This window comes from Pleionea mediterranea, assembly GCF_003148745.1.
Classification (GTDB): domain Bacteria; phylum Pseudomonadota; class Gammaproteobacteria; order Enterobacterales; family Kangiellaceae; genus Pleionea; species Pleionea mediterranea.
Genome location: NZ_QGGU01000021.1, coordinates 1 through 10,303 on the forward strand (window position 1 = coordinate 1; position 10,303 = coordinate 10,303).

The window sequence follows — 10,303 nt, forward strand, 5'->3', positions numbered from 1 at the left end:
GGCATCAGTGACGCCACCGAAAGTGCGCAAGACACCGACGGCGACGGCCTCGCCAATTACCTCGACGATGACAGTGATGGCGATGGGTTAAGTGATAACCTGGAAGGCGCCGGTGACAGTGATAACGACGGTGTTATTAACGCGCAGGATCTGGACTCCGATGGTGATCAGCTATTAGACAGCTTTGAAGGCAGTGTGGATTCTGACGCCGACGGCATTGCCGATTATGTGGATCAGGACAGCGACAATGATGGAATAGGCGATGCAACCGAAGGCAGCATCGACTTTGATAATGACGGTACCGCCGATTATCTGGATCTGGACAGTGATGGTGACGGGATTTCCGATCTGGACGAAGGCGCCAGTGATGTGGATAACGACGGTATTCCTAACTATCACGATCTGGACAGTGACAACGATGGCATACCCGACAGCACGGAAGGAACTGTTGATGGCAATAACGATGGCACTGCAGACTTCCTTGATAACGCTTCTGATGCTGATAACGATGGCATAGCCGATGCCGAAGAAGGCACTGGTGACAGCGATAACGATGGCATACCAAACTTCCAGGATTCGGACAGTGATGGCGATGGCATACCAGATGCCACCGAGGGTAAAACCGATAACGACGAAGACGGCATTCCAAATTATCTGGATCTGGACAGTGACGGTGACGGTATTTCCGATGCAACGGAAGGCACAGTTGATTCCGATGCAGACGGCACATCAAATTATCTGGATTTAGACAGTGACGCCGATGGTGTTCCCGACGCCGATGAAACCGCAGCGGATCACGATAACGATGGCACGCCCAGTTATCTTGATGACGACAGTGATGGCGACGGTATTCCGGATCAGGTAGAAACAGCAACTGACTCCGATAACGATGGCAACGCCGACTTTATCGATCTGGATTCTGACGGCGACGGTATCCCCGATTCACAGGAAGCAGGCAGTGATCCAACGGTTCCGGTTGACACGGATAACGATGGCACAGCCGACTATGTGGATCTTGACTCCGATGGCGATGGCATTTCGGATGCGGTCGAAGGCGCCGGAGATTTTGATAACGATGGTATTGCCAATTATCTGGATACTGACGCAGACGGTGACGGTATAAATGATTCTGACGAAGGCGCACAAAGCAGCGACGGCGATACTTCACCAGACTTCCTGGATACCGATTCCGATAACGATGGTATTCATGATGCTGTAGAAGGCACAGTCGATTCCGATAATGACGGCATTGCTGATTATCTGGATACCGATTCCGATGGTGACGGTATTTCCGATGCTGTAGAAGGCAGCGGTGACAGCGATGGTGATGGAATAGCTGACTATCTGGATGCTGATTCCGATAACGACGGTATATCCGATGCCGATGAAGGTAACAACGATGCTGACAATAACGGCATTCCAGATTACCTCGACGCAAACTCGGACGCCGATGGTGACGGACTGTCGGACGCCATCGAAGGTTTGACCGATACCGACAATGACGGTGTTGCGGACTACCTTGATCCCGACAGCGATAACGACGGCATTAATGACTCTGAAGAGGGCGCCAACGACACGGATAATGACGGCACCGCCGACTATATTGACAGTGATAGCGATAATGATGGCATCCCCGATGCTGATGAAGGCGCTGTTGATAGCGACAATGATGGTGTTCCTAACTATCAGGATCCCGATTCTGATGGTGACGGCATCACCGATGCTGAAGAAGGGGCGAACGACAGTGATCTGGACGGCATCCCCGACTACCTGGATCTGGACAGTGACGGTGACGGTATTGCTGACGCCGACGAAGGCATCATTGATAGCGACAACGACGGCACACCGAATTATCTGGATACCGATAGTGATGGTGACGGCATTGCTGACAGTGTTGAAAGTTCACAGGACTTTGATAACGACAATACCGGTAACCATCTTGACCTCGACAGTGATGGCGACGGAATTCCTGATGCCACCGAAGGTGCCGGTGACAGTGACGGCGATGGTGTGCCAGATTATCTGGACAACGACTCCGACGGTGACGGTATATCCGATGCTGACGAAGGTGTGAACGATTCAGACGGTGATGGAACCGCTGACTATCTCGACACCGACAGTGATGGCGATGGCATATCCGATGCTGACGAAGGTACTGTGGATTCCGATGGTGACGGCGTACCTAACTATCTGGATCTGGACAGCGATGGCGACGGTATTGCCGATGCAGACGAAACCCCGGCGACCTATCTGGATGCCACAACAGACAGTGACAATGATGGTCTGTCCGATGCGGCTGAAGGGAATGTAGACACTGACGGTGATGGCACTGCGGACTATCTCGATACCGACAGTGACAACGACGGCATTCCTGACAGTGTTGAAGGAGCAGGCGATACCGACGGTGATGGCATTGCTGACTATCTGGATCTTGATTCCGACGGTGACGGTATACCGGATGCCACCGAAGGCACCGCCGATACCGACGGTGATGGTATTCCTAACTATCTGGATCTGGACAGTGATGGCGATGGCCTGGCGGATGCAGAAGAGGGTGCGTTGGATTCCGATGACGACGGTATTCCAGATTATTTAGATGCGGATTCCAATAACGATGGCATCCCCGATTCTGACGCCGGTAACGGTGATCTGGATAACGACGGCATCCCCGATTATCTGGACGATGACATCGATGGCGACGGCATCAGTAATGATGACGAAGGCACCGTTGATAGCGATGGTGACGGCATCAGTGATGCTTATGATACCGACAGCGATGGTGACGGGATCCCGGATGCCACCGAAGGCACTGCCGATACCGACGGTGATGGTACGCCTAATTATCTGGATGAAGATTCAGACGGTGACGGTATTCCTGACTCGGAGGAAGGCGCTAATGATACTGACGGTGACGGCATTATCGATTCGCAAGATACTGACTCGGACGGCGATGGCATCGACGACAGCACAGAAGGAACCGGTGATACCGACGGTGACGGCGTTCCTGATTATCGTGATACCGATTCTGATGGTGATGGCATCGACGACAGCACAGAAGGTACCGGTGATACCGATGGCGATGGTATTCCGGATTATCAGGATACCGATTCCGATGGTGATGGAATTTCTGACGCCGATGAAGGCAATGTCGATAGCGATGGTGATGGCATTCCAGATTATCAGGATCCTGACAGCGATAATGACGGAACACCTGACTCCGAAGAAGGTAATGGTGACAGTGACAACGACGGCATCAACGATTCGATAGATCGTGACAGTGATAACGATGGCGTTCTTGATCAAGACGAAGGCACTGACGACACCGACGGTGACGGCATCCCTAACTATCTCGATCTGGACAGCGATAATGACGGTCTTACCGATGCTCAAGAAAATGGTAATACCGACATTGATGGCGATGGTGTCGTGGATAACTTCACAGATTCCGATGGCGATGGTCATCACGACACATCAAATGATGTGTTAGTCGATACTGACGGTGATGGCATAGTGAACTATCTGGATCTGGACAGTGATAACGACGGTTTAAGCGATGTGCTTGAAACTCGTGGCGCTGACTTCGACACGGATCAGGATGGACAGCTGGATAGCATTACCGACACCAATAATGACGGTTTAGATGATGATCTGGAACCTGCATTACTCGACACAGATGGTGATGGCGTTATCAATGCACTTGATTTAGACAGTGATAACGACAGCCTGACCGACGCCTACGAAAATGGTGAAACCGACGCCGACAACAATGGTGTGATTGACGACTTTGTTGATGCGGATAATGACGGCATGAACGATGCCAGTGATTATCTGGCGGAAGACTTCGACAATGACGGCATTCGTGACGATATCGATATCGACAGCGATAACGATGGCATCACCGATGTGATGGAAGCGGAAAACGCTGATATCGATGGTGACGGTCAAGTGGATGAGTTTATGGACACCAATGGTGATGGTCTGGATGATTTAATCGACGGCACCATCCCTGACAGTGACGGTGATGGTACGCCAGACCACCATGATCTTGATTCGGATAACGACGGGCTTACTGATTTTGAAGAAGCCGGTGGTGATGCCAGTCAGGACAGCAACAGTGATGGTGTGATCGATGCCAACACCGATGCCGATGGTGATGGCCTTATTGATATTGTTGATGGTGATGTTAATGGTAATACCGACAACGACACGTTACCGGTACCCGATACCGATAATGATGGCGATGCGGATTTCCGTGACACCGACAGTGATAACGATGGCTTAACCGACGACACGGAGGCTGGCGATTTCGATGGCGATGGTACATCGGATCACTTGCAGCAAAATACCGGTGCATTAGAAACCGCAGTAACTGGAAATGGAGGCAGTATGTCTATGGTATGGCTATTTGGACTGGGACTATTATTGTTAGTAAGGCGTTCGGGTTTGCCCGTTCGTCTTACGGCAATAGCCCTTTCATTAGTTGGGTTTAACTCGGCTTTATTTGCCGAACAAAATGATACTGACAAAAAAACGTTTAAAGCACGCAGTGTTGTTGAAGGGGGCGATTTTCAGTGGCGAATCACCCCTGATTCTGAAGATGACGCAGACGATGATAGCTGGCGTTTTATTGACAGTTGGTACTTGGGGCTGGGTTACACAATGACCCATGTTGATCCCGAAGGTTCCGCCGGTGGTTGGAGCACCAACGACACATCAAGTGACGGGTATAAATTGCATGTTGGTTGGCACTTTGCACCCAGGTGGAGTGCCGAATTCAGTTATATGGATGCCGGTATGGCTGGTCTCGGTAATGCCAATCCCATCATAGAAGCTATGGTAGCCAAGCCGGGTATCGAATATAAGATCCCGGCTGTGATGGTGAATTATTATTTTCGTGATCCTTCCAGTGACTGGAACGCTTATCTTAAAGGTGGTGTGTCGAAAATAAATAATAAAGCCACCAGTGATCTTATTCCATTTGAAGAGCAATCATCGGTGCAAGTGGCGTTAGGGCTGGGCGCTATTTGGCGTGTGTCAGAAACCTGGTTTTTAAAAGCCGATCTCGACAGTTACGATCGTGATGCATTAGCTCTGTCTTTACAGGTGGGCGCTTATCTTGGCGGCGAAACACATCGACGCCAACGGGTTAATACTCAACCGCCTGCACCAGAGCCAAAGCCAGTGGTGCCTGTTGTTCCTGTCGCACCAAAAGTGCTCGACGGTGATAAAGATGGTGTCAATGATGATGTTGATCAATGCCCGGACAGTATCGCAAACGCGGTGGTTAATGAAAAAGGTTGTGCACTGTTTAAAGGCAGTCTCAAAGGCGTTCAGTTTAAAGTTAATTCGGCAGAGTTGACGGAAAGTTCGATAGTTGTATTAAATGAAGTGGTTGCCACATTAACGCAATACCCCAACTTAAATATTCGTATAGAAGCGCATACCGACAGTCAGGGGAAAGCGTCTTATAACGAGTCATTATCGAAACAACGTGCTGCTTCAGTACTGGATTATCTGGTATCTCAAGGAATCAGTGCTTCACGCCTTGAATCATTAGGACTCGGTGAAAGCAAGCCCATTGCGACTAATGAAACCGCAGAAGGCCGCGCTCAAAACAGACGGGTTGAAATTCATGTAAAGCAATAAAACCAGCTTTATCTATTAATACTAAGCCTGCATCTGCAGGCTTTTTTTTGCCTGTTTTAAAGCAGCTTATAATAATTTTAATGGCTTTGTTTTTAAAAAATGAATCTAAAGATTTTTAATAATACTTGAAACCAAGATAGATAATATTTCGAAGTGAGGTATTTGTGAAAAATTAAGCGTTTCTGCAAATGGGTAATTATTTATGGCCAGTATTGCATTGTAAATTGTATACAACTGTTGTTTATTCTTTTGAGCTTTTAAGTTAACTCAAATGTGAGATGTTTTTTCTTTGTTTTTTTATGTCTTATTACTTTGAGAAATATTATTATTTTTTAAATAACGTTTTATAACTCGCTGCACATTAATAATTTTGTAAGAGATATCTCACAGCCTGTGAGATATCTCTTTTTTTTGTAAAAACCTCAAAAAAAATTAAGTAATTTTTCAAAAATATACTTTAATTATTTTCAGTTGTATGGTTGTTGGTTTTTCTTGGCGAAATATGTTTGCGCGAAAAGTAATTCACAACAATGTGTTTTAGCTGATTTATTCGGCTGGTATTTTAAGTCTGGGTAGTATCTTGTATGTTTTACTTTCGTGTTTTATCTTTGCTGGTAATCGGCATTGTTTCTCCTGTTTTTGCATCAACTGAATTAGTTTTTCCTTCAAACCCCACACTCTCAAGTAATCGTGCCTTATGGGAGGATGTTGGTGTTATAAATCAGCAAAGTGTCGATGTTGTTTTGCGGCTCAATACGATTACATCTGGAGCTAGTTTTGCGGTAGGAACCGATGGTGATGATGCCACCTTTGAATTTGATTATGGAACCGCAACGGGGACTGCAACTGCTGAAGTTTCGTTAGAGTTTTACTTGGCAGATACGTACGACATTAATACCGATGTTGGTACATCTATCACCATTTTACCGAGCATTTTATTTAAAGATGTTGATCTGACGGATAACGAAAAAATACTGTTAAATAAATCCGATATTGCTGCTTATTCCGTTGAAGCCGGACTGGTTGTGCTAACTGACTCAACAATTAGTGTGACGGATCTTACCGATCGACTTCAGTTTACGTCCACTCAAGATTTTACCGACAGTTTAAGAAATGCCCTGCGCACAGACTTTGAACCCACAGACAGTATTGATATTACATTTGAAACCGATGGTGGTCTGCGAATATTCAATCTTGATGGTGATATTGATAATGATTTTCTTTTAGAAAATCAAACACAGCTTGACACACTTGCACCCGTTGAACCAACGGTGACTTCAATCCTTACGAATGAGGCATTACCGACTGTTTATGGCAGTGCTGAAGCATTTGCCAGTGTCACGGTTTTGTTGGCTGGTGCCACCTATGAAGTGGTTGCAACCGATGTTGGGTATTGGGAAGTAAACACGGCAACACTTTCACCAATAAGTGGATTGTTTGTGCCTAACTTAAACGGTGTTAATGAAGTGGCGGTGACAAGCTTTGATGCGGCAGGTAATACATCCAATGACTTAACGACCAACGAGTTAACCATTGATACGACCGCTCCTATTGTGACGCTTTTAGCACTGGATGTGGTTTCTTTATTAAATGAGACAAACTTCGCCGTAGGCGGAACCTGTATCACAGGTGATGGCCAGGTAACGGTTGGTATAACCGGCGCTTTACCCGCAGAGTTAACGGTCGCATGTACTGCAAACAGTTGGGCCGCAACGTTTGATGTTTCTGCTGTTCCAGACGGGATCAATCAAGTGTCGGTATCGGCCAGTCAAACTGATTTGGCGGGTAATATTGGTGGAACCGGTGTCGCTGTTACAACAAAAGATACGGTATCGCCATTTATTCAAAACGTTACAAAACCGGACGCCATTAATCTATCGTCTTTTGATCTGGATGTAGACTTTAATGAAACCGTTGTTGGGTTTACGCCTGGTGATATGGTGATGACGAATGCAACCCTTGATTTAGTGACGCCCATTAATACAACTACCTACCGGCTATTAATAACCCCGGATGGTAATGGTGATATTGGTGTATCGCTACCGGATTACACCGTGCAAGATTTGGTCGGTAACTGGAATGTAACCAGTTTTCAAACAACCGTTGCTTATGATAATCAGCGTCCCGCAGTGGTTATACAAAATGCACCCGTTGCAACAAACGGCTCTTTTACTGCAACCTTTGAATTTAATGAAAATGTTTCTGACTTTTTAGTGGCTGATATTTCATTAACCAATGCACTGGCCAGTAACTTTGTTGCTGTTGATGGCAATACTTATACCGCAACCATAACACCCGTGTCAGAAGGTGTTGTTAGTCTAATGATTAATGAAGCTGTTGCACAGGACGCTGCAGGGAATGACAATACCGCTTCAAGTTTGATTAATGTTACTTACGACACAACAACGCCTTCGGTTGTTATTCAAAATGTACCCACAACAACCAACAGTAGCTTTGTTGCTACCTTTGAGTTCAGTGAAAACATCACAGGGTTTGATAGCAATGATATTTCAGTAACGAATGCGAGCGTTTCCAATTTCATTAGTGTTGATGGCAATACCTATCAGGCAACTATTTCGCCAGCCGTTGATGGTAACGTTACCATTAATGTTGCCGCTGGTGTAGCGCAGGATAATGCCGGAAACTCAAACTCATCGGCTAGTCAGGCATCAACATTATTTGATGCAACAGTACCAACCGTTAGTATTTTAAATGCACCAGCCAATACTAACTCTACTTTTTCAGTGACTTTAGAATTTAGCGAAAATGTCACGGGTTTTTCGCAGTCCGATATACAGCTGGTTAATGCTACTGCTACAAACTTTATTGCCATTGACGGCAATACTTACACGGCAGACGTTACACCTTCTTCAGAAGGAACCGTTACTTTAAATGTAAACGCAAGTGTTGCACAGGATTCTGCTGGAAATAACAATGCTGCAGCAACACAAGTAACGGTTAATTACGACACTTCTTTACCACAAATTACATATTTAAATATCCCTGCCGTTATCAGCGGCGAGTTTATTTTAGAGGTTGAATTTTCCGAAGCCGTTTCCGGATTTGAGTTGTCCGATATTCAAGTGACTAATGGCAGTGCGAGTAATTTTTCGACCATTGATAGTAATTCTTACACAGCGGTTATCACGCCAGTTGCCGAAGGCAATTTACTTATTGATGTTGCTGCATCGGTGGCACAAGACTTATCCGGTAATGACAATAATGTTGCCGTTCAACAAGTTATTGCTGTCGATTTAACACAGCCAGAGGTGTCTATAGAAAATTTACCGGCTGCGTTTAACTCTGCTGTTACGGTTACTTTTGAGTTTACCGAAGCAGTCACTGGATTTACCGTCGACGATATTACTGCAGGCAATGCCAATGTCAGTAACTTTATTGCAATCGATGGCAATACATTTACAGCTTTGATCACACCCGTGGTAGAAGGGAATGTTTCTCTAGGTGTGGGCAGCTCAGTAGCAAACGATAATGCTGGCAATGGTAATACCGCAGCGGTGCAAGTGACCGGCAACTTTGATACCAGCAATCCTGCTGTTTCGATTCTTAATGTACCCACCAATACGAATGGGGCCTTTACCGCAACATTCGAGTTTTCTGAAAATGTCAGTGGTTTTATTGGATCCGATATATCGCTCGTTAATGCAACTTCCAGTGATTTTACCGTGGTAGATGGCAATACCTATACCGCTTTAATCACACCAACAGCTGACGGTATGGTGACTCTTAACATTAACGCTTCATTAGCAACGGATGATGCCGGTAATAATAATTCTGCGGCAGTTGAAGTGAGTACCCAGTTTGACACTTCAGCACCACAAATTTCATTTACGAATTTACCGCTTCAAGTGAATGGCAGTTTTGTTTTAGAAGTCAATTTTTCAGAAGTGGTAACTGATTTTGAACTTTCGGACATTCAGTTAACGAATGCTTCGGCGAATAATTTTATTGCGGTGGATGGTGATACCTATACGGCAAATATTTCACCGGTATCCGAGGGCAATGTTGTTATTAATATTGCCGCATCAATCGCGCAAGATTTAGCGGGTAATGATAATAGTGCTGCAACTCAGCAGTCGGTTATTGTCGACTTTTCATCTCCCAGTATAGATCTGCAAAATGTTCCTGCCATTGTCAGTGGAGCCTTCACCGCCACCTTCGAATTCAGCGAAGACGTCAATGGTTTTGTGTTGGGCGATATCACGTTGGGTAATGGTACTGCGAGTAACTTTACCGCCGTGGATGGCAATACCTATACCGCACTGATTACTCCCAGTGCCGAAGGTAATGTCACCCTGGATGTGAATGCATCGGTGGCTACCGATGATGCGGGCAATAACAACACCGCTGCGACACAGGCTGTTGCCAACTACGACATCAGCAATCCGGGTGTGGTCATTCAGAATGTACCGGCGGACAGCAACGCCGCGTTTACCGCAACGTTTGAGTTCTCCGAAGACGTGAACAACTTTGTGGTCGGAGACATCAGTGCCACCAACGCCAGCGTCAGTAACTTCAGTGCCGTGGATGGCAATACCTACACCGCGACCATTACGCCCACCGCCGAAGGCGCGGTCACTCTTGATGTGAACGCCAATGTGGCGACGGACGATGCCGGCAACAACAACACCGCCGCGAC

General features: G+C 46.4%; 2 protein-coding genes. Both read left to right on the forward strand.

Translation table 11 applies throughout. The annotated features are described in order from the left end of the window. The coding region (locus C8D97_RS17805; RefSeq protein WP_146196181.1) for an OmpA family protein at window positions 1-5,646 on the forward strand (5,646 nt) is incomplete at its 5' end. Window positions 5,647-6,230: 584 nt separating this feature from the next. Next, on the forward strand, window positions 6,231-10,303 hold a 4,073-nt coding region (locus C8D97_RS17810), incomplete at its 3' end, for a beta strand repeat-containing protein (protein ID WP_210204992.1).